The 21,357-nt window shown below is 57.9% G+C and carries 15 protein-coding genes and 1 riboswitch; of the genes, 4 read left to right on the plus strand and 11 right to left on the minus strand.

The genetic code is table 11. The annotated features are described in order from the left end of the window. Positions 1 to 474: 474 nt before the first annotated feature. Positions 475 to 571: riboswitch (TPP riboswitch) on the plus strand. Between the two features lie 31 nt (positions 572 to 602). From thiM to HVX72_RS07810, 3 genes are read left to right on the plus strand one after another with little or no spacing between them, the layout of a single operon-like run. Beyond that, on the plus strand, positions 603 to 1,391 hold the full coding sequence (gene thiM, locus HVX72_RS07800) for a hydroxyethylthiazole kinase (RefSeq protein ID WP_181822920.1): 789 nt from the start codon (positions 603 to 605) through the stop codon (positions 1,389 to 1,391). Next, positions 1,388 to 2,188 carry a bifunctional hydroxymethylpyrimidine kinase/phosphomethylpyrimidine kinase gene (gene thiD / locus HVX72_RS07805; RefSeq protein WP_042284397.1) on the plus strand — a complete coding sequence of 267 codons (801 nt, stop codon included), beginning with the start codon at positions 1,388 to 1,390 and terminating at the stop codon, positions 2,186 to 2,188. Before thiM ends, thiD begins: the two co-directional genes overlap by 4 nt. Positions 2,189 to 2,229: 41 nt before the next feature. Next, positions 2,230 to 2,976: a GntR family transcriptional regulator gene (locus HVX72_RS07810; protein WP_042284394.1), complete on the plus strand. Its 747-nt coding sequence runs from the start codon at positions 2,230 to 2,232 to the stop codon at positions 2,974 to 2,976. Between the two features lie 69 nt (positions 2,977 to 3,045). Here HVX72_RS07810 and HVX72_RS07815 read toward each other — a convergent pair whose 3' ends face one another. Genes HVX72_RS07815 through HVX72_RS07825 form a run of 3 tightly spaced genes read right to left on the minus strand, consistent with a single transcriptional unit; the run spans position 3,046 to position 6,277 of the window. Then, the gene (locus HVX72_RS07815; RefSeq protein ID WP_042284392.1) at positions 3,046 to 4,008 is read right to left on the minus strand and encodes a PfkB family carbohydrate kinase; all 963 of its coding nucleotides are present in this window, start codon (positions 4,006 to 4,008) and stop codon (positions 3,046 to 3,048) included. Further along, positions 4,005 to 5,009: an ADP-ribosylglycohydrolase family protein gene (locus HVX72_RS07820; protein ID WP_181822921.1), complete on the minus strand. Its 1,005-nt coding sequence runs from the start codon at positions 5,007 to 5,009 to the stop codon at positions 4,005 to 4,007. The genes HVX72_RS07815 and HVX72_RS07820 overlap by 4 nt, the downstream gene beginning before the upstream one ends. Next, positions 5,006 to 6,277 (minus strand): nucleoside permease, encoded by a 1,272-nt coding sequence (locus HVX72_RS07825; RefSeq protein WP_181823253.1) that lies wholly within the window; start codon positions 6,275 to 6,277, stop codon positions 5,006 to 5,008. Before HVX72_RS07825 ends, HVX72_RS07820 begins: the two co-directional genes overlap by 4 nt. Positions 6,278 to 6,526: 249 nt before the next feature. Between HVX72_RS07825 and fbaB the strand changes: the two genes are divergently transcribed. After that, on the plus strand, positions 6,527 to 7,579 hold the full coding sequence (gene fbaB, locus HVX72_RS07830) for a class I fructose-bisphosphate aldolase (protein ID WP_042284383.1): 1,053 nt from the start codon (positions 6,527 to 6,529) through the stop codon (positions 7,577 to 7,579). 55 nt (positions 7,580 to 7,634) lie between these two features. On the opposite strand, the gene yegS is transcribed toward fbaB, so the two are convergent. From yegS to HVX72_RS07870, 8 genes are all read right to left on the minus strand, one after another. Then, positions 7,635 to 8,534 (minus strand): lipid kinase YegS, encoded by a 900-nt coding sequence (gene yegS / locus HVX72_RS07835; RefSeq protein ID WP_181822922.1) that lies wholly within the window; start codon positions 8,532 to 8,534, stop codon positions 7,635 to 7,637. 306 nt (positions 8,535 to 8,840) lie between these two features. Continuing rightward, positions 8,841 to 10,202: a tRNA 5-hydroxyuridine modification protein YegQ gene (gene yegQ / locus HVX72_RS07840; RefSeq protein ID WP_181822923.1), complete on the minus strand. Its 1,362-nt coding sequence runs from the start codon at positions 10,200 to 10,202 to the stop codon at positions 8,841 to 8,843. Positions 10,203 to 10,374: 172 nt separating this feature from the next. Continuing rightward, positions 10,375 to 11,097, minus strand: coding sequence for a two-component system response regulator BaeR (gene baeR / locus HVX72_RS07845; protein ID WP_181822924.1), 723 nt, complete (start codon positions 11,095 to 11,097; stop codon positions 10,375 to 10,377). Then, a complete protein-coding gene (baeS, locus tag HVX72_RS07850; RefSeq protein WP_042284375.1) occupies positions 11,094 to 12,497 on the minus strand; it encodes a two-component system sensor histidine kinase BaeS in 1,404 nt (467 codons plus the stop codon). Before baeS ends, baeR begins: the two co-directional genes overlap by 4 nt. Continuing rightward, a complete protein-coding gene (locus tag HVX72_RS07855; protein ID WP_181822925.1) occupies positions 12,494 to 13,909 on the minus strand; it encodes an MFS transporter in 1,416 nt (471 codons plus the stop codon). The genes baeS and HVX72_RS07855 overlap by 4 nt, the downstream gene beginning before the upstream one ends. Then, positions 13,906 to 16,986: a multidrug efflux RND transporter permease subunit MdtC gene (mdtC, locus tag HVX72_RS07860; RefSeq protein ID WP_181822926.1), complete on the minus strand. Its 3,081-nt coding sequence runs from the start codon at positions 16,984 to 16,986 to the stop codon at positions 13,906 to 13,908. Before mdtC ends, HVX72_RS07855 begins: the two co-directional genes overlap by 4 nt. Continuing rightward, entirely contained in the window at positions 16,987 to 20,109 is a 3,123-nt protein-coding gene (locus HVX72_RS07865; protein WP_181822927.1) for an MdtB/MuxB family multidrug efflux RND transporter permease subunit, read from the minus strand. Beyond that, positions 20,109 to 21,356: an MdtA/MuxA family multidrug efflux RND transporter periplasmic adaptor subunit gene (locus tag HVX72_RS07870; RefSeq protein WP_060569284.1), complete on the minus strand. Its 1,248-nt coding sequence runs from the start codon at positions 21,354 to 21,356 to the stop codon at positions 20,109 to 20,111. The genes HVX72_RS07865 and HVX72_RS07870 overlap by 1 nt, the downstream gene beginning before the upstream one ends. Between the last annotated feature and the right edge of the window lies 1 nt (position 21,357).

The raw sequence follows: 21,357 nt of genomic DNA on the forward strand, positions 1-21,357 counted from the left end.
TACACAAAAGCTTAGTCGCTGGGCGTACATCGCCCCGGCGAAAAAGCCACAAAGCAGAAACAGAAAATACATACTGACCTGCAAAATAAAAAATTTTAAGTCTTTCAAGGTAATTAACGTACACGTTGGCCAGACTGAATTTGGAATCAAGCGCGGAATGAGAGAAACATTGTATTAATGTCAGCAATCGGCCTGTTGAATATAAAGACTATGTTTTAAATAAGCCCGCATGACGTTGATGCAGATCATATGAAATGCCTCCTGGAAAATAAATGCCAAAAAATAAAATGATGACATTACGTTAATGTGGCGATTGCGTAAATAATTAGCATGGGTTATTTGAGAACAGGAGGCGGCGACGGGGAAAATAATCTGATATAAGGTGATGCTTATCCTTCCTGCCTCCAGTTTAAAACCATCTTGCAAAGCGCAGAGGCTTACCTTACCCTTTTAACCTTGCATAACGCATTTATGCACATTGACTCGGGGTGCCCTTCCACGTGAAGGCTGAGAAATACCCGTACCACCTGATCTGGATAATGCCAGCGTAGGGAAGTCAGACACTGCTCGTGTCCCTTCTTCGCGCGGGCAGGAGCGTAACTATGCAGCCTGACCTGCTCAGCCCCGCACTTGCGGTGCGTACTCTGCAACATTTTCGACAACACTCTCCGTTAACCCACTGCATGACCAATGATGTGGTTCAGAGCTTTACCGCCAATACGCTGCTGGCGCTCGGCGCTTCCCCCGCGATGGTGATTGAACCTGACGAAGCGTGTCAGTTCGCCGCGATTGCCAGCGCGCTGTTGATCAACGTCGGCACGCTAACCCAGCCGCGCGCAGTAGCGATGCGGGCGGCGGTTGAACGGGCGAACAGCGCGCATACGCCGTGGGCGCTCGACCCCGTCGCGGTGGGAGCGCTCGACTATCGCCGTGAGTTCTGCCTGGACATATTGAACCTGAAACCCGCCGCCATTCGCGGCAATGCCTCTGAAATTCTCGCCTTAGCCGGTGAGCGAGCCGGCGGTCGCGGAGTGGATACCACCGACGCTGCCGCCGCTGCGTTGCCCGCGGCGAAGCGGCTGGCCTTACGGGTGGGGGCCGTTGTCGTGGTCACCGGGGAAATAGATTATGTTACCGATGGCGAACGTACCCTGATCGTCGCCGGCGGCGATCCGTTAATGACCCGCGTTGTGGGCACCGGCTGCGCGCTCTCGGCAGCAGTAGCGGCTGTCTGCGCGCTGCCGGGCAGTCGGACAGAAAATGTCGCATCCGCCTGCTGGTGGATGAAACGCGCCGGACAACGTGCCAGCGAAGTCTGTCGCGGTCCGGGGAGTTTTATCCCGGCATTCCTCGACGCGCTGTATCAACTCGACCAGGAGGCGATAGCATGAAACGGATCAACGCATTAACTATCGCCGGGACGGACCCCAGCGGCGGCGCGGGCATTCAGGCCGATCTGAAAACCTTTTCTGCGCTTGGCGCGTATGGCTGCTCGGTCATCACCGCGCTGGTGGCGCAAAACACCCGTGGCGTGCAGTCGGTTTATCGTATTGAGCCTGATTTTGTCGCCGCACAGCTGGACTCGGTGTTCAGCGATGTGCGTATCGATACCACCAAAATCGGTATGCTCGCCGAAACCGATATTGTGGAAGCGGTAGCTGAACGTCTTCGGCGCCATCAGGTGAAAAATGTGGTGCTGGATACGGTTATGCTGGCGAAAAGCGGCGATCCGCTGCTATCGCCTTCGGCTGTCGCCACCCTGCGGACGCGTTTACTGCCGCAGGTTTCGCTGATTACGCCCAATCTGCCCGAGGCCGCGGCGCTTTTGTCATGTCCGCATGCCCGTACGGAAAAAGAGATGCTGGAGCAGGGACGTGCGTTGCTGGCGCTGGGATGTGGCGCGGTGCTGATGAAGGGCGGACATCTGGACGATACGCAAAGCCCGGACTGGCTGTTTACGCCGACGGGCGAGCAGCGTTTTACCGCGCCGCGGGTGATGACCAAAAATACCCACGGTACGGGCTGTACGCTCTCTGCGGCGCTCGCGGCGCTGCGCCCGCGCCATACCGACTGGACCGAAACGGTGCAGGAGGCGAAAAGCTGGCTTTCTGCGGCGCTGGCCCAGGCGGATACGCTGGAGGTTGGGGAGGGGATAGGACCGGTTCATCATTTCCATGCCTGGTGGTAGCGTATATACTGGCAAAAGACTTGCTGTCAGGAAAAACGTCCATGGAACAAGCGCATACCCGGCTTATCGCACAGCTCAACGAACGTATCGCAGCGGTGGACAATACACCGTTGTACATTAAGTTCGCCGAAACGGTAAAAAACGCCGTGCGCAGCGGCGTGCTGGAGCATGGCAATATTCTGCCCGGCGAGCGCGATCTGAGTCAGTTGACCGGCGTTTCGCGCATAACGGTGCGTAAGGCGATGCAGGCGCTTGAGGATGAAGGCGTGGTGACGCGCGCGCGTGGATACGGTACGCAAATTAACAACATTTTTGAGTACTCCCTGAAAGAGGCGCGCGGTTTCTCTCAGCAGGTGGTCCTGCGTGGGAAAAAACCGGACACCCTGTGGGTCAACAAGCGGGTGGTAAAATGCCCGGATGACGTGGCACAACAGCTGGCGGTCGAAACCGGAAGCGACGTCTTTTTACTTAAGCGGATCCGCTATGTTGATGAAGAGGCGGTATCCATCGAGGAATCCTGGGTGCCTGCGCATCTTATTCATGATGCGGATGATATCGGCGTATCATTATATGATTATTTCCGTAGTCAGCATATTCATCCGCAGCGAACCCGTTCACGGGTGAGCGCAAAAATGCCGGACGCCGAATTCCAGTCCCATATTCAGCTGGATGCTAAAATCCCCGTGCTGGTCATTAAACAGGTCGCGCTCGACCAGCAGCAGCGGCCCATTGAGTACAGTATTAGCTATTGCCGTAGCGATTTATATGTCTTTGTTTGCGAGGAGTAGCGCTTTTGCAGACCGGTCGTCTGCATGAGGCAGAAGCCGCACTGGTTTGCGCCGATGCGGCTTTATGATTTATCTCTTGAGCGAAACCAGCAACTGTTCACGGAACGGCGCACAGTCGCCGCCCCGGTGTCCCACGACCCACGACGCGACGGCGTTACCAAGCAGCACCGCGTCCGCAACTGACCAGCCAGAGGCCAGACCGGCCAGCAATCCCCCGGCATGACTGTCGCCCGCGCCAATGGTATCAACCACCGTTGTCGGGAAGGCGGGGACGCAGCCAGCGGCATCGTCAGTGAAATACCATGCTCCGTCTTTGTCATGACGCACTACCAGTGGCGCAGCGAAACGCCTGACCCATTCTGCGCCAAATGTCCGGATTTCCTTGCTTAGCGTAAAGCGATCGCTGACGATGTCCGCCTCCTGGCGATTAAGCGACACCAGCGGACGACAGGCCAGAATACGGGCCATCAGCGCATCGGGGATATCGCCAATCCGCGGACCAAAATCGATAACGGGCGTCACGTCCGTGAGGTTTTCAAGCCAGTGCGCCAGCAATTCGCCGCACGGCGACGCAAGTTGATAGCCGGACAGATAAATCAGGCTACCTCGCGGCACCGAGAGCTGAGCCAGCCAGTCGGCGTTCCAGGCATTTTCCACGCCGCTAAAAGACATAAAGGTGCGTTCACCGTCCGGCTCAACCAGGGCGAGACACCAGCCGTTATCACCCTGAGCATGATCAATCGGGCTGTATAAGCCCTCTTTGGCCATCCGGTTGCGGATAATCTCCGCCCATACGCCCTGGCCGAGCGGCAGGGCATTAGTCGCCGTAATCCCAAGGCGCTTAAGCGCGACGGCGATGTTTAGCGCGCAGCCGCCGACGTTAACGCTTTGCTGCTTAAGCTCGATGTCGCAGCCGCGCCAGGGCAGAGCGTAAGCGTCGGCGATAACATCGATGACCGCCGCGCCGACTACCGTGACCGGCTGGCGGGAGTCGAGATCCGCAAGCATCCCGTACAGGCGTGAAGCGTTCATATTCCCTCCCGTCGCTGACGCAGACGCGCCAGCTCTGTAGCATAGCGGGTGAAATCGAGGCGGTTCACCGTATCCAGCTCTCGTTTCAGTGTGGAATCGATGGCATCAATGCCGTGCAGTGCGCCGCAAATGGCGGTCGCCATCGCGCCGATGGTATCGGTATCGCCGCCCAGGTTAGCGCAAAGTATCGCGCAGCGGTTCGGATCGGTCTGCGCCAGCTCGACCATAGCGATGGCGCAGGCGACCGACTCCAGCGTGCTGGTGCCCGCGCCCACGACCTGATACAGCTGTTCACTGGCGGCTTCAGGGCCATCGGCCTGGCGAACGATTTTTAACGCCAATTCCAGCCGTGCAGCCAGCGAGGCGCTGAAAGTGGTGATGCGTTTTTCCTGAGCGTATCGGGCAATGGCGGGCAGTGATGCCACGATGTCGGACCACGCGTCGCCGTCTACCGCCCGGGAAATGGCCCAGGCCACCACTACCGCGCCGGCAATGGCCAGATCCGACTTGTGGGTGGGGCTGGACGCCAGCGCCACGTCATCAATAAAGGCGCCGAGATCGCGCGGCGGCAACAGGCATCCCAACGGCGACACGCGCATCGCCGCGCCGTTAGTGACGCCGTTGTTTTCCAGTTCCGCTACCGGTTTACCGTCGCGTATGGCGTTAAGTGCAATCTTCGACGTCGGCCCGAGAACATTTTTATTGAAAGCGTCAAAGCCCTGCGCCCAGTCGAGAATCGTGTGGCCAATCAGGTCGGGATCAATGTCGCCGTCGCGCGCCAGTAGCGCATCTGCCAGACAGAGCGCCATCGAAGTATCATCGGTAAACTCCGCACGCTTAAAATAACAGGCCGCGCTGTTCTCCTGCGGACCTGGCAGAAAGCGGTCGATCCAACCGAAGTGCGCTTTCACGCGGCTTCTCGGCCACAGCTCAGAGGGCATCCCCATCGCATCCCCTAACGCCTGCCCGTAAAGAGCACCGAGAATACGCTCTGCTTTCATTTTACTTCTCCTTGTGTCAACGCAGAATCGCGAACCTCAATAGCGGTGATCTCTTTGTCTGATTCGCGAAAGAAAATCATAAACAGTACGGCAATGACAGCGATCATCACCGCGCCGAACGTCCACATTCCCGCCCAGTTGAAGGTGAGACCGTTAACCGGTTCCTGATAAGCAAACATTTTTTCCATCATCACGCCGCCAAGACGATAGCCCAGCAGGCTGCCGAAGCCCTGACAGCACAAGGTGATCAGCCCCTGGGCCGCGGTGCGCATATGCACTGGCGCTTTTTTATCCACGTAGATATAGGCGGTCACGTAGTAGAAGTCGTAACTGACGCCGTGCAGCAAAATGCCAAGGAACAGCAACGCATAGGTGAAGTATTCTTCTGCGCCGCCGTAGATAAAGAACGCGTACCGGATCGCCGCGGTGATAAGACCAAGTAATAATACCTTCTTAATACCAAAACGTTTGGTAAAAAACGGCAGCGCCAGCATAAAGAAAATTTCGGAGAACTGACCGAGCGTCATCCAGCCGGTGGCGTTTTTCATGCCGACTTCCGTCAGATACCCGTTGGCGAAGATGTAATAAAACGCCAGCGGCATCGCGAACAAAAACGAACAGAAGAAAAAAACGAGGAAGTTGCGGTCGCGCAGCAGGATCAGCGCGTCCAGCCCGAGCATGACCCGGAAGTCCATTTTCCCCGTGCTTTTTGGCGGGGTGTCCGGCAAAAAGAAAGCGAACACGCCCAGCAGCGCGGAACTGGCGGCGGTAATCAGCAACGGAATATTGGTCGGCGAGATATCGTTATAACCCAGCATCTGCGGCAGAAACCCGCAGGCAAGACCCGACGCAATCCAGCCAATCGTCCCCATTACGCGGATGCGCGGAAAATCACGTTCCACGTCCGGCACGTTGGCGAAAGCGATACTGTTGGTCAGGGCGATAGTGGGCATATAGGTCAGCGAATAGGCCAGCAGCAACGGAAAGAACCCGGCAAAGGTCGTTTGTCGGGCGGCAAAATACATCAGCGCCGCGCCTGCGAACATCAGCACAGCGAGCACCTTTTGCGCCGAGAAAAAGCGGTCGGTCAGCGAACCCACAAGGATCGGCGAGAGGATCGCCGCTATCGCCGTACAGGCGTAAGACCAGCCAATCTCACCGGCAGTAAAGCCGCTTTTGCTTAACCAGAGCCACAGCGGAACGAACCAGGCTCCCCAGATAAACCACTCAACGAACATCATGAATGACAGTTTCACTGTAGTTTTCATCATTAAATCCTTCATGACAGGTAAGGTACGTCATGACAGTACCATTAAATAATACCTTTTAAATACCTTTGCGGCGAAATCTTGACCGTCATAACACTTTTTCGTCAGTGAATCGTGCCAGCAGATAGCGCTGAAAAGTGCGCTGAAAATGGAAAAAATGGCCGGTCGGTACCAGGCTTAATGCTGCCCGCAAAAGCGGGTCAGGACAATCCACATTCCGAATCCCTCGGAACTTACGGGAGCATAGCTATGACTGATATTGCGCAGTTGCTTGGCAAAGACGCCGACAGCCTGTTACAGCATCGTTGTATGACCATACCTTCTGACCAACTTTATCTGCCAGGACATGACTACGTTGACCGCGTGATGGTGGACAATAACCGTCCGCCTGCGGTGCTGCGTAACATGCAGACGCTGTATAATACCGGACGTCTGGCGGGAACCGGTTATCTGTCTATTTTACCGGTTGACCAGGGCGTGGAACACTCGGCAGGCGCGTCGTTTGCCGCCAACCCGCTCTATTTTGATCCAAAGAATATTGTTGAGCTGGCGATTGAAGCCGGCTGTAACTGTGTGGCATCCACATACGGCGTGTTGGCTTCCGTCTCGCGCCGCTACGCCCACCGTATTCCGTTCCTGGTGAAGTTGAACCACAACGAAACGTTAAGCTACCCAACGGAATACGATCAGACCCTGTATGCCAGCGTCGAGCAGGCGTTCAATATGGGGGCGGTCGCCGTCGGCGCGACGATCTACTTCGGTTCCGAGCAGTCCCGTCGGCAAATTGAAGAGATTTCCGCGGCCTTTGAACGGGCGCATGAGCTGGGGATGGTCACCGTGCTGTGGGCGTATTTGCGTAATTCGGCGTTTAAGAAAGAGGGGACCGATTACCACGTTTCTGCGGATCTCACCGGGCAGGCTAACCATCTGGCGGCGACCATCGGCGCGGATATCGTGAAGCAGAAAATGGCGGAAAATAATGGCGGCTATAAAGCGGTTAATTTCGGCTACACCGACGATCGCGTCTACAGCAAACTGACCAGCGACAACCCGATCGATCTGGTGCGTTACCAGTTGGCGAACTGCTATATGGGACGTGCGGGTCTGATTAACTCCGGCGGCGCGGCGGGCGGCGAGACCGATTTGACCGACGCGGTACGTACGGCGGTCATCAACAAACGTGCTGGCGGTATGGGGCTGATCCTGGGCCGCAAAGCCTTCAAAAAGTCGATGGCGGACGGCGTGAAGCTGATCAACGCTGTACAGGATGTCTACCTCGACAATAAGGTCACTATCGCCTGACCAGCAGGGCTGCGGCGCGTGGTCGCAGCCTTTTCATCACGACCAGAAGGAAGCATTAACGCAACAACGGACAGTCCGGTGGTAAACGGCAGCGTAGCGCGGCGGGGAGGGTTTTAATATGAAAAGACTGACCGCTCAGCGGTTCGCCGTCCAGGTTAAAGGTAATGTCATGCGGCGCGCGTATCTCGAACCACGAGGAGGCGCCGTCGACGATATTGGGATTTTCTTCCGGCGGCTTGAGGGTGGAAAACAGCGCGGGCAGGATCTCCTCGCCGGTAAAGATTCGCAGTTGCAGTAAACCGTCATTAATCAGCGCGTCCGGGCAGAGCTGCTGTCCGCCACCCGCCTGGCGACCGTTGCCAATGCCGATCACCAGCGCGTCACCCTGCCACTGAAAGTTCTCGCCGCGAATTTCGCAGCGGTCAGGTTTCAGCGTATCCATGCGCATCAGACCGTGGATGATATACGACACGCCCCCCAGCGCGGCCTTCAGCTTTTCCGGCGTTTCGGTGGTAATACGGGTACCGAATCCGCCGGTCGCCATATTGATAAAGCAGGTTTTGTCGTTCACTTTTGCGATATCAATCGTGACGGCGTTCCCGGCGATGGCCAGCTTCAGCGCTTTATCCAGCGCGTCTGGTATGCCGACACTGGTAGCGAAATCGTTGGCTGTGCCGAGCGGCAGAATACCCAGCGCCGGAACGGCCTGGCCTTCGCACTGAATTAACGCGGTCGCCACTTCATTAATTGTTCCGTCGCCGCCGCCGGCAATCACCGTTTCCACGCCGAGACGGCGGGCTTCTTCAACATAGCGCTGCGCATCGCCTTTTTCCCACGTAACGCGAACATGAATTTCTACGCCTTCGTCACGAAGCAGCCCAATCGCTTCACGAAGCGTGGGGTTATCGGCCCCCTTGCCGTTCAGAATCAGTAAACTGGCGGGAAAATTAGCCATTCTCGTTTTTGCCTTATTGTTTTATCAGAACACAAGAAGTGTATAGCAGAATGAAAAACAGCGCGGACAGAACTGACTGAAAAAGGGTTCCGCTTTTCGCAGAATGGCGTCTGGAAATAAAAAAACAGCCGCCCAAAAAAATAAGCCTGCGTAAGGGAGATTACGCAGGCTAAGGAGGTGGTTCCTGGTACAGCTAGCATTTATGGGTTATGTTTTTCAGCACGGCGGATAATACCCTTAAAGAACGAAGCGGTATGTGATCGGTTTCTAAGAATCATCCTGGCATGAAAAAATAACCCTGATTAACTATTTACCGTGCGGATTACGCGTTGATTCACCGGAAAAATTGCGCATCAGCAGAGCATAATCCAGCGTAAGATCCTGCGGTACAGGGATCCATACGGTATAGCCGTCGCCCGGTGCGACCGGCATCGCTTCGCCTTTGCCGTTTTCCATTTGTTCCAGGGTAAAGTTGACGTTGCCCTGCGGCGTCATCAGCTCAAGGCTGTCGCCGACAGAAAACTTGTTCTTCACCGCAACGGCGGCTAACTCACCTTTACGCTCGCCGGTGAATTCCCCCACGAACTGCTGGCGCTCAGACACCGAATAACCATAGTCATAGTTCTGGTAGTCGTCGTGGGTATGACGACGCAGGAAGCCTTCGGTGTAGCCACGGTGCGCCAGACCTTCCAGGGTTTCCAGCAACTGCGGATCGAACGGTTTACCGGCGGCGGCGTCGTCAATGGCTTTCCGGTACACCTGCGCGGTGCGGGCGCAATAGTAGAAAGATTTGGTGCGGCCTTCAATTTTCAGCGAGTGCACGCCCATGTGGGTCAGGCGCTCAACGTGAGCGATGGCGCGCAGATCTTTTGAGTTCATGATATAGGTGCCGTGCTCATCCTCGAACGCGGTCATGTACTCGCCGGGCCGCTGGGCTTCTTCTATCATGAACACTTTATCGGTAGGCGTGCCAATACCCAGCGTCGGCTCGACGTTTTGCACCGGAATCGGTTCGTATTTGTGAACAATATTGCCGACCACATCCTCTTTGCCTTCCTGGACGTTGTACTCCCAGCGGCAGGCGTTAGTGCAGGTGCCCTGATTCGGGTCACGTTTATTGATGTAGCCAGAGAGCAGGCAACGGCCGGAGTAGGCCATGCACAGCGCGCCGTGCACGAAAATTTCGATCTCCATGTCCGGCACCTGATTGCGGATCTCCTCTATTTCTTCCAGCGACAGTTCGCGGGAAAGGATCACGCGCGTTAACCCCATCTGATGCCAGAATTTTACCGTTGCCCAGTTGACGGCGTTGGCCTGTACGGAGAGATGAATCGGCATATCGGGGAAGTTTTCCCGCACCAGCATGATAAGCCCGGGGTCAGACATGATCAGGGCATCCGGACCCATTTCCACCACCGGTTTGAGGTCGCGGATAAAGGTTTTCAGCTTTGCGTTGTGCGGCGCGATGTTCACCACCACGTAGAATTTTTTCCCCAGCGCATGGGCTTCATTGATGCCAAGCTGAAGGTTTTCGTGGTTGAATTCATTATTGCGCACGCGCAGGGAGTAGCGCGGTTGGCCCGCATACACGGCGTCAGCGCCATAGGCGAAAGCGTAACGCATGTTTTTCAGCGTTCCCGCCGGGGAAAGGAGTTCCGGTTTAAACATAGTGTTCTCGTTCTGATGACAGGTCAGATCCGCTTCACCTGATGAAGCGGCAGGAGGAGAGTCCTCACGTTAAGGGCGGGCATTGTAGCGCCGCAGAGAAGGCAGGTAAAGTAAAGGGAAACGCCTTATCCGACCTGAAGGAGGATAAACAGGCCGGATAAGCGTGGCGTCATCAGGCCATCCTGCAGGCGTCCGCTTCCCAGCGGTAGCCTACGCCGTACACCGCGCGGATAAACGACTGCTCTTCGTCCAGCGCTTCCAGCTTACGGCGCAGGTTTTTGATATGGCTGTCAATGGTGCGGTCGGTGACGACGCGATAATCATCATACAAACGGTTGAGCAACTGTTCGCGGGAAAACACTTTTCCCGGTTCGTGCGAAAGGGTTTTAAGCAGACGAAATTCCGCCGGGGTCAGGTCGAGCATCTTCCCGCGCCAGGAGGCCTGGAAACGGCCTTCGTCGACAATCAGCGGGCTTTCGGCGTCCAACTGTTGTAGCTCGCGCTGCGGCTTGCAACGGCGCAGGATGGTCTTCACGCGGGCGACCACTTCTCGCGGGCTGTACGGTTTGCAGATGTAATCATCCGCGCCAATCTCCAGCCCCAGCAGACGGTCGATCTCTTCAATCTTGGCCGTGACCATCACAATCGGCACGTCAGAGAAGCGGCGTATTTCACGGCTCAGGGTCAGGCCGTCAGTCCCCGGCAGCATCAGATCCAGCAGGATCAGGTCGGGCGGCGTCTGGCGCACATAGGGCAGCACCTTGTCGCCATGGCTAATCAGCGTCGGGGCATAGCTCGCGGCGCGCAGATAGTCGATCAGTAACTGCCCCAGCTTGGGTTCATCTTCCACGATTAGAATACGCGGTGTGTTTTCATCAATGGGTAACTCAGTCATACGTCTCTCTGTATATCGCGTTCCAGCGGAAATTCTACTGTAATGCTAACCCCGCCAAAAGGCGAATGGGCAGCGTGGATGCGGCCATTGTGCGCTTCAACAATGTTGACGCAAATCGCCAGCCCCAGTCCGGAGCCGCCGCTGGCGCGGTTGCGGGAGCCTTCGGCGCGGTAAAAGCGCTCAAACAGTTTATGTAACTGCTCATCGCTGACGCCCGGCGCAGAATCGGCAAAAACGAGAAGCACCCGTTTGTCGCGCTGTTCGGCGCTGATGTGCAATTTTCCGCCGCTGTCGGTGTAGCGCAGGCTGTTTTCCAGCAGGTTGTTAAAAAGCTGCATCAGACGATCCCGATCGCCAAACATCTGGATGCTGTCCGGCAGGGAAAGCTGTAACGTCAGGTCACGGCTGGCAAAGCGTTCCCGGAACGCGCCTCCCGCCACTTCCAGCAGCGGGATTAAATCCACGGACGTTTTTTGATAGGCCAGCGCGCCTTCGTCGGACATGGAAAGCTGGTGCAGATCGTCCACCAGCTTGGTCAGCGTCGCCACTTCAGCCTGTAATGATGCCACCGACTCCGGCGTGAACTGGCGAACGCCGTCCTGAATCGCCTCCAGTTCTCCGCGCAGTACCGCCAGCGGCGTGCGCAGTTCATGAGAGATATCGGCCATGAAATCGCGGCGCATCTGCTGGTTCTTTTCCAGCGTACTGGCCAGTTGGTTAAAGTCCTGCGCCAGTTTGCCCAGCTCGTCAGCGCTGGTGGCGGTCACCCGGGTAGTAAAATCGCCCGCCGCCAGCTTGTGAGTCCCGTCAACCAGGCGTTTGACCGGGGCCAGCAGCCCACGCGCCAGCAGGAAGGTCGCCAGGGCCGCGAGAAGCGTGGCGAGCGCGACGATAAGCCAACTGGTACGCCGCTGCTGCTTGTCGAAATTAATGTCGGTATTGCGGGTCAGGCGCTCTACAGGAGAGGCGATCACTGCGCCAACCTCCACGCCATTGACGATAATCGGCCGCCGTGAGCCGTCGTGCGGCACCGGACCGCGTGGGCCGACCAGGACTCTGGCGTTTTGATCGACCACCCAGAACTGAGTGCGCCAGCCATGCGGCGGCATGCCGGGCCCGGGCTTGTCGTCATCTCTCTCATGCTCGAACGAGCGCAGGATCTGGAACACAAAGCGGTCGTTATTTCGCAAAAAGCGCCAGTTGCCGTGCAGCGCATACTGTTCGCCCAGCGCGTCGCCCAGCAGGGTTAAGCGCTGCTCGTTGCCGTGCTTGATGTAGTCGATAAATCCGCGCTCAAAGCTGACGCGAACCGCCCAATGCATACTGATAAGCAGTACGATGCAGGTGGCGAAAATCGCCAGAAACAGTTTGCCGGTAATGCCGGGCCGCCAGAGCTTCATCTGGTTCTCCTTTTGCGCCGCGCAATGACGACATTTTTATGCGTGTCATTGGGGACACGGGCAAAGACAACGGCGGGCAGAGCGATGATCACCGCCATGCAAAGCCAGGTGTATATAAAAACGGTGTGGGTTGCGCCGCTGTCGGCGGTGATGTGCTGCTGTCCGAACATACCCAACAGCAGGCCAGCCACGGTCACGCCGATACTCATCGACAGTTGCATAATCATCGACAATAAACTGTTGCCGCTGCTGGCCAACTCATCCGGCAGATCTTTCAGCGTCAGGGTGTTCATGGATGAGAAACGCGTCGAGTTAATCATCCCCTGCAACAGCAGAACAAACGGCAGCACGTAGTACCAGCCCAGCAGGGCGGCGGACATAAACAGCAGCGTTACGCCTGCGAGCCCCAGCGTGGTGCATACCAGTACCCGACGATAGCCAAAGCGGTTAACCACCTGCACCACAATGCGCTTCATGCCCATGCTGCCAAGGACCATCGGGATCATCATCAGCCCGGCGTGAAACGGCGAGAAGCCAAGGCCAATCTGCAAAAAGACCGGGGTCATAAAGGGCAGCATACCGCTGCCGATGCGTCCGGCAAAGCTGCCCAGCAAACCGAGCGAAAAGGTCGGCGTGTGAAACAGGGTCAGGCTGAACAGGGCGCGTGGATTGTTTCTGGCATGGTTGAGGTACAGCAAAATCGCCGCGATGCCGCATACCACCAGCGCGCCGAGGGCGAAGTGAGTCATTCCCGTCTCTTTGCTGCCGTCCAGCGCAATGGTCAGCAGCGCCATGCCGGCGGCCAGCAGCAAAAAACCCGACAGGTCGAAACGCCGGGTTTGCAGGGTGTAGTTGGGCATCAGCATCAGCGTGGCAATGGCGCCGACGATGCCAACCGGCAGATTAATCAGAAAGATCCAGTGCCAGGAGGCGTATTCCACGAGGATCCCGCCCAGCGCGGGTCCCAGCAGCGGGCCGACCTGACCCGGCAGCGTGACGAAAGTCATCGCCGCCATGTACTGCGCGCGCGGAACGATCTTCATCACCGTCAGCCTGCCAACCGGCACCATCATTGCGCCGCCCACGCCCTGTAATACGCGCGCCATCACCAGTTCGTTTAGCGTGCTGGACCACGCGCAGAACAGCGATCCCAGCGTAAACAGCGTAATCGCCGTAAAAAAGATATTCCGCACGCCCACCCGATCCGCCAGCCAGCCGCTGGCGGGGAGCATCACCGCCACGGTCAGTACATATGACACAATCACCCTATGCATGTGAAGCGGGCTTTCCCCGAGGCTTGTCGCCATCGAGGGAAGCGCGGTATTCACGATGGTGGTATCCAGCGACTGCATAAAAAAGCCGAAGGCCACAATCCACAGTTGCCAGCGGGTGCTGTTAGGAAGTTCTGTCATAGGTCAGTTATCGGGTCACCTTTATTCCGGGAAAAACGCAGCCGCAGGCGGTCGAAAAAGAGATACACCACCGGTGTGGTATAGAGCGTTAACAGCTGGCTCATCACCAGACCGCCGACAATGGTGATCCCCAGCGGCTGGCGCAGTTCGGAGCCGTCGCCGCCGGAAAGCACCAGCGGCAGCGCGCCAAATAACGCGGCCAGCGTGGTCATCATTATCGGGCGAAAACGCAGCAGGCAGGCCTGAAAAATCGCCTGCTCCGGCGTGAGCGCGCCGTTCCTTTGCGCTTCCAGCGCAAAGTCGACCATCATAATGGCATTTTTCTTTACAATACCAATTAACAGCATGATGCCAATCAGCGCAATCAGGCTGAACGGGGCGTTGAAAATTTCCAGCGCCAGCAATGCCCCAACGCCCGCTGAAGGCAGGGTGGAGAGAATCGTGAGCGGGTGAACATAGCTTTCATACAATATTCCGAGCACGATATAAACCGTGGCAATGGCGGCGATAATCAGGATCACCTGTGAATTCATGGTTTCCTGGAACACCTGCGCGGTGCCGGCGAAACTGCCGCGTACGGTCGACGGCACGCCAAGCTGGGTCATCGCGCGGGTGATAGCCTCGCTGGCCTCAGACAGCGACGAACCGGTCGGCAGGTTAAAGGAAACGGTCGAGGCCGCAGACAGCCCCTGATGATTCACCGACAGCGGCGCGTTAGCCGGTCGCCATTTAGCGAAATAGGAGAGCGGAATTGCCTTGCCATCGCTGTTTATCACGAACATTTTCTCCAGCGCGCTGATGTCCTGGGTATAGCGCGGATCGACTTCCATCACCACTTTGTACTGGTTCATCGGCTGGTAAATGGTGGAGATTTGCCGCTGGCCAAAGGCGTTGTTCAACAGGCTGTTCGCCGCCTGCACGTCGATACCGAGGCGCGACATGGTTTCGCGATCGTAAACCAGATTCATCTCGGCGCCGTTATCCTGTTGATCCGAGTTGACATCCGCCAGTTGGGGCAGGGCTGCCAGCGCTTTACGGATCTTCGGCTCCCATTCCCGCAGGGCGGTCAGATCGTCCGACAGCAGCGTGTACTGATAGCTGGCGTTCGACTGGCGTCCGCCGACACGAATATCCTGCACCGCCATCAGGAACAGGTTTGCTCCCGGCTCTTTTGCTAGCTTCACGCGCAGGCGGTCAATCACCTGCTGCGCCGTTTCATTACTCTCGCCGCGAGGTTTTAGGGTAATGAACATCATCCCGCTGTTAACGCGCGAACCGCCAGTGAAACCCGTAACATTATCCACGGCCGGGTCGTCACGAATGATTTTCATGAAGTCCTGGAGTTTCCCGCGCATTGCCTGGAAGGAGATACTCTGGTCGGCCTGGATCCCGCCCATCAGCACGCCGGTATCCTGTTCCGGAAAAAAGGTTTTCGGAATCGAAATATACAGCCAGACGTTAAGGGCAATGGTGCCGAGCAGCACCACGCCCACCAGGCGGGTATGATTCAATACCCATTTTAGCGATTTGCCGTATCCCTGCTGCAGGGCAACCAGCATCCGGCCAAAGCCGCGCAGCCGTTTTTGTTCGCGCGGTTTGCTGGATTTCAGCATCCAGCCGCACATCATCGGCGTCAGCGTCAGGGACACCAGCAGCGAAATGCCAATGGCGACCGACAGCGTGACGGCAAATTCGCGCAGCAGGCGTCCCGGTAAGCCGCCCATCAGCAGCAGCGGTAAAAACACCGCCACCAGCGACAGGCTCATCGAGAGGACGGTAAAGCCCACCTCGCGCGTTCCCTGCAGCGCCGCCTGCAACGGTTTCATCCCTGCTTCCAGATGACGCGAGATATTTTCCAGCACGACGATGGCGTCATCGACGACAAAGCCGGTAGCAATCGTCAGGGCCATCAGAGACAGGTTGTTCAGGCTAAAGCCGCAGAGATACATCGCGGCGAAGGTGCCTATCAGCGAAACGGGTACCGCCACGGCGGGGATCAGCGTTGCCCGCCCGGAGCGCAGGAACAAAAAGACCACCAGAATCACCAGCGCGACGGAAATCACCAGCGTTTGCTCGACTTCTTCCAGTGAGGCGCGGATGGTGGGAGAGCGGTCCTGGGCGATTTGCAGATCGATTGCCGCCGGAATGGTGGACTGTAGCTCCGGCAGCTTTGCCCGAATGCTGTCGACCGTCTGGATAATATTGGCTTCCGGCAGCTTGCGGATCATCAGCAAAATAGCCGGTTTAGCGTTGGTCATCCCGGCGTTGCGCACATCCTGCACAGCGTCGGTCACGGTTGCGACGTCCCCCAGGCGTACCGCGCCGCCGTTGTTATAGTGGATCACCAGCGGCTGATAGTCTGTTGCGGTTTTCAGTTCGTCGTTGGTCTGGATCTGCCAGCGATGGCTGGCGTCCTCCAGCGCGCCCTGCGGTTTTCGCACGTTGGCATTGCTGATGGCGGTGCGCACGTCGTCAAGCGACACGCCCTGATTAAACAGCGCCTGCGGATTTAATCCCACGCGCACGGCGGGCAGCGAACTGCCGCCCACGTCAACATCGCCGACGCCGTCGATCTGCGCGATAGTCTGCGCCAGCTGCGTGGAGGCGAAGTCATACAGCTCGCCCTGCGAATACGTGTCCGAGGTGAGCGTCAGGATCATGATCGGCGCATCGGACGGGTTGGCTTTACGGTAAGTGGGGCGGCTCGGCATCCCGCTGGGCAGCAGGCTTTGCGCGGCATTGATTGCCGCCTGTACGTCGCGCGCCGCACCGTTAATGTCGCGATCAAAATTAAACTGCAGAATGATCCGCGTGCTGCCAAGCGAACTGCTTGAGGTCATTTCGCTGACGCCGGCGATGCGACCCAGCGATCGCTCCAGCGGCGTCGCCACCGACGACGCCATGGTTTCCGGCGACGCGCCCGGTAGCGAGGCGCTGACCATAATCACGGGAAAATCCACCTGCGGCAGCGGGGCGACGGGTAGCAGACGAAACCCCAACACGCCGCACAAGGTAATGGCGACGGAAATCAAAATCGTCGCCACCGGGCGATAGATGAACAGGGCGAAAAATTTCATTTACGCTTCCTCATCCTGACGCGGGAAGCGGCTTTTTACGTACAGCGACAGCCGATCAAACAGCAGATAAATAACCGGCGTGGTAAACAACGTCAGCACCTGGCTCACCAGCAGACCGCCGACCATGCCAATCCCCAGCGGACGGCGCAGCTCTGCGCCAACGCCGGTGCTGAGCATCAGCGGCAGAGCGCCCAGCAGCGCGGCAAGGGTGGTCATCAGGATCGGGCGAAAACGCAGCAGGCAGGCCTGATAAATCGCGTCGCGCGGCGCCATGCCCTGTTCGCGTTCGGCGGCAAGGGCAAAGTCGATCATCATGATGGCGTTTTTCTTGACGATGCCGATCAGCAAAATGATGCCGATGATCGCTATCACATCCAGTTCGCTTCCGGCGATCATCAGCGCCAGCAGCGCGCCGACGCCAGCGGTTGGCAGGGTGGACAGGATGGTGATCGGATGAATAAAGCTCTCGTACAGCACGCCGAGCACGATGTACATCGCCACCACCGCCGCGACAATCAGCCACACCGTACTGCCCAGCGCAGCCTGGAAGGCGAGGGTGCTTCCCTGGAACTGGGTGGTGATGTCCACAGGCAGATTAAGCGTTTTTTCCGCGTCGAGAATCGCCTGCACCGCATCGCCCAGCGAATAGCCGTCCGGCACGTTAAACGACAGGGTGGCGACCGGAAACTGATCCAGATGGTTAATGGAGAGCGGCGCAAAGCGCTGTTCAACGCTGGCGATAGCGCTCAGCGGCACGATGCCGCCGTCGCTGCTGGTCAGGCGAATGGTGTCCAGCGCCGCCAGTCCTGGCGTGCTTTCGGTATTATGCTCCAGGACTACGCGGTACTGATTAGCCTGAGTATAAATCGTTGAAATCAGCCGCTGGCCAAAAGCGTTATACAGGGCGTTATCGACATCCGCCATGCTGATGCCTAACCGGCTGGCGCTGTCGCGATCGACCTTCACATACGCCACCAGTCCCTTGTCCTGCCAGTCGCTGCTGACATCGGAAAGCTGTGGCAACTGCTGCAGTTTGTCCATCAACTGAGGCACCCAGGCGCTGAGGGCGTCCAGTGACGTGGCCTGAAGCGTAAACTGATACTGGGTGCGGCTCACCTGGGTGTCGATGGTCAGATCCTGCGTCGGCTGAAGATAGAGGTTAACCCCGGGAACGCGCGCCACCGCCTCCTGCAGACGGGCGATCACCTTCTGCACCCGATCGTCACGATCGTCGAGCGGCTTAAGGTTGATTTGCAGCCGCGCGCTGTTCAGCGACGGGTTAGTGCCATCGACGCCAACAAACGCCGTTAAGCTCTCCACCGCCGGGTCTTTGAGGATCACGTCGGACACCTGCCGCTGACGCTGGGCCATGCTGACAAACGAGCTGGACTGCGGCGCCTGCAGGGTGCCCTGAATAATGCCGTTATCCTGCACAGGGAAGAAGCCTTTCGGGATGACCACCCACAGCACCACGCTTAACAGCAGCGTGCCTAACGCCACGCTGAGCGTCAACCACGGGTGGTTAAGCACTTTCGCCAGCCAGCGGCCATACCCGGCGATCACCCGCTCAAACAGACGTTCCGAGGCCCGGGAAAAGCGATTTTGTTTGCGCAAGGATGCCTGGCTCAGCATTCGGGCGCACATCATCGGCGTCAGGGTAAGCGACACCACGGCAGAAATAAGTATTGCCACCGCCAGCGTGACGGCAAACTCGCGAAACAGGCGTCCAACGATATCGCCCATAAACAGCAGCGGAATCAGTACCGCAATCAGCGAGAGGGTGAGGGAGATAATGGTAAAACCGATTTCGCCCGCCCCTTTCAGTGCGGCGGCCAGCGGTTTTTCGCCCTTTTCGATATAACGCGAAATATTCTCAATCACCACGATGGCGTCGTCGACCACAAAACCGGTCGCGATGGTCAGCGCCATCAGCGTCAGGTTATTGATCGAGAAATCCAGAAACACCATCACCGCGAAGGTGCCCACCAGCGACAGCGGAACGGCGACGCCGGGAATAATGGTGGCGGGAACGTTACGCAGGAAAAGATAAATAATCATCACGACCAGCGCGATCGCCAGCATCAGTTCAAACTGGGTGTCGCTGACCGAAGCGCGAATGTTCGTGGTGCGGTCGGACAGCACCGTCACGTTTACCGACTTCGGCAGGCTTTCTTTAAGTTGCGGCAGCATCTGTTGAATGCTGTCGGCGGTCGCGATGATATTGGCGCCGGGCTGGCGCTGAACGTTCATCACAATCGCCTGTTCTTTATTGGCCCAGGCGCCGAGCCAGCTATTCTCCGCCCCTTGTTCGACGGTAGCGACGTCGCCCAGCCGCACCGGCGCGCCGTTTTGATAGGCGATGATCAGTTGACGGTATTCCTCGGCGGACTGCATCTGGTCGTTGGCAGAGAGCGTCACCGCACGAGTCGGGCCGTCAAGGCTCCCCTTCGCCGAGTTAACGTTGGCGCCGGTGATGGCGTTGCGTACCGTTTCGCTGGTCAGTCCCAACGCGGCGATCGCCTGGGCGTTGAGCTTCACCCGCACCGCCGGACGCTGCCCGCCGGAGAGGGTCACCAGACCGACGCCGGATACCTGGGAAATTTTCTGCGCGACGCGCGTTTCCACCATATCTTCAACCTGCGTCATCGGCATGGCGCTGGAGGTGACGGCAAGCGTCATGATGGGCGGATCCGCCGGGTTGACTTTGCTGTACACCGGTGGGTTCGGCAGATCGTTTGGCAGCAGGTTGGTCGCCGCGTTAATCGCCGCCTGCACCTCCTGTTCGGCCACGTCCAGCGGCAGGGTGAGCTGGAACTGAAGCGTGACCACCGAAGCGCCGCCGGAACTTTGCGACGACATTTGCTTGAGGCCGGACATCTGGCCGAACTGGCGTTCCAACGGGGCGGTGACGGCGGAGGTCATCACATCCGGACTGGCGCCGGGATAGAGCGTGACCACCTGAATGGTTGGATAGTCCACCTCCGGCAGTGCGGAGACGGGCAGAAAACGATAGCCGATGATCCCGGCCAGCAGTATCGCCACCATCAACAGGGTGGTGGCGACAGGACGCATAATAAACAGACGCGACGGGCCGCCGGTGCTGCCTGGAGGTAATACCTGCATCAGGAGCGCGCTCCTTTCTTGGCGTATTCGCGCGCGGTGGCTTTTGCTTCAGGCGCGGTGGCGCTTTGCGCTTCCACCACCTCCACTTTCGCCCCTTCGGTAAGACGGTCAATACCGTCGGTAACCACGCGGTCGCCAGCGGAAATCCCGGCGCTGATCACCACCTTCTGGCTGTCCTGAATACCGGTTTGTACCCGATGCTTACTGACTTTGTTTTCGTCATTTAACACCCAGACAAAGTGACCTTCGTTGCCCATCTGCAGGGCGGCGGTGGGTATAACCACCGCGTTCTGTTCGGTATCCACCAGCATTCTCGCGTTAACAAACTGATTGGGGAACAGCGTGTCATCCTGGTTCGTGAAGCGGGCTTTCACTTTGATGGTGCCGGTGGTGGGGTCAATCTGATTGTCGAGGCTCAGCAGCACGCCTTCGCTCAGCTTCTGCGCGTTGGTGCGATCCCAGGCTTCCACCACCAGCGGCTTACCGGTTTTTTTCGCCTGCATCACCGTGGCGATATCGCTTTCCGGCAGGGTAAAAATGAGATCGATCGGATGCGTCTGGGTGATCACCACAATACCTGTGGTGTCGCCGCTGGAAATCTGGTTCCCCACATCCACCTGTTTCAGCCCCACGCGACCGTCCACTGGCGCGGTGATGCGGCTCCAGTCAAGCTGCAATTGCGCGCTGGCAACGCTGGCTTCATCGGCTTTAATCGTGCCTTCGGTTTCACTGACCAGCGCCTGTTGGGCGTCCAGCTCCTGGCGAGAAACTAAGTTGCTTTTGACCAGTTGCTGGTAACGGGCCAGATCGCGGCGGGCGTTCGCCAGCGTCGCTTTATCTTTCGCCAGTTGGCCCTGCGCCTGTGCCAGCGCGACTTTAAACTGGCTGGGGTCGATTTCAGCGAGCAGGTCGCCCGCTTTTACCTGTTGACCTTCTTCGAAGTGCAGCGCCAGTAACTGCCCGTCGACGCGACTGCGCACCGTCACGGTATTGGCGGCGGTAATCGTTCCTAATCCGCTGAGATAACGCGGCACCGCCTGTTCTACGGCGGTCGCCGCCTGTACGGGCGCCAGCGGACCGGCGCGCATCCCGCGACGACCCGCGCCCGCAGGCGCTTTCGCCTGCCCGGTCGCGCCCGGGGCCGCGCTCTGCGGCTCGCTATGGTTTTGCCAGAACCAGACTGCGGCGATGGCCGCCACGACCACCGCGAGAGCTATCACCCAGCGGGATTTGTTACTGCCTTTCATC

Origin of the sequence: Citrobacter sp. RHB21-C05 (assembly GCF_013889015.1) — a bacterium.
GTDB classification, from domain to species: Bacteria; Pseudomonadota; Gammaproteobacteria; order Enterobacterales; family Enterobacteriaceae; genus Citrobacter_A; species Citrobacter_A sedlakii.

What these genes read in the sequence shown, in the direction of transcription:
- HVX72_RS07820 (WP_181822921.1), bottom strand. Translation starts at nt 5,009, where the DNA reads ATGAAAGCAGAGCGTATTCTCGGTGCTCTTTACGGGCAGGCGTTAGGG.
- yegS (WP_181822922.1), bottom strand. Translation starts at nt 8,534, where the DNA reads ATGGCTAATTTTCCCGCCAGTTTACTGATTCTGAACGGCAAGGGGGCC.
- thiM (WP_181822920.1), top strand. Translation starts at nt 603, where the DNA reads ATGCAGCCTGACCTGCTCAGCCCCGCACTTGCGGTGCGTACTCTGCAA.
- HVX72_RS07855 (WP_181822925.1), bottom strand. Translation starts at nt 13,909, where the DNA reads ATGACAGAACTTCCTAACAGCACCCGCTGGCAACTGTGGATTGTGGCC.
- fbaB (WP_042284383.1), top strand. Translation starts at nt 6,527, where the DNA reads ATGACTGATATTGCGCAGTTGCTTGGCAAAGACGCCGACAGCCTGTTA.
- yegQ (WP_181822923.1), bottom strand. Translation starts at nt 10,202, where the DNA reads ATGTTTAAACCGGAACTCCTTTCCCCGGCGGGAACGCTGAAAAACATG.
- HVX72_RS07815 (WP_042284392.1), bottom strand. Translation starts at nt 4,008, where the DNA reads ATGAACGCTTCACGCCTGTACGGGATGCTTGCGGATCTCGACTCCCGC.
- baeS (WP_042284375.1), bottom strand. Translation starts at nt 12,497, where the DNA reads ATGAAGCTCTGGCGGCCCGGCATTACCGGCAAACTGTTTCTGGCGATT.
- baeR (WP_181822924.1), bottom strand. Translation starts at nt 11,097, where the DNA reads ATGACTGAGTTACCCATTGATGAAAACACACCGCGTATTCTAATCGTG.
- mdtC (WP_181822926.1), bottom strand. Translation starts at nt 16,986, where the DNA reads ATGAAATTTTTCGCCCTGTTCATCTATCGCCCGGTGGCGACGATTTTG.
- HVX72_RS07870 (WP_060569284.1), bottom strand. Translation starts at nt 21,356, where the DNA reads ATGAAAGGCAGTAACAAATCCCGCTGGGTGATAGCTCTCGCGGTGGTC.
- HVX72_RS07825 (WP_181823253.1), bottom strand. Translation starts at nt 6,277, where the DNA reads ATGAAAACTACAGTGAAACTGTCATTCATGATGTTCGTTGAGTGGTTT.
- HVX72_RS07810 (WP_042284394.1), top strand. Translation starts at nt 2,230, where the DNA reads ATGGAACAAGCGCATACCCGGCTTATCGCACAGCTCAACGAACGTATC.
- thiD (WP_042284397.1), top strand. Translation starts at nt 1,388, where the DNA reads ATGAAACGGATCAACGCATTAACTATCGCCGGGACGGACCCCAGCGGC.
- HVX72_RS07865 (WP_181822927.1), bottom strand. Translation starts at nt 20,109, where the DNA reads ATGCAGGTATTACCTCCAGGCAGCACCGGCGGCCCGTCGCGTCTGTTT.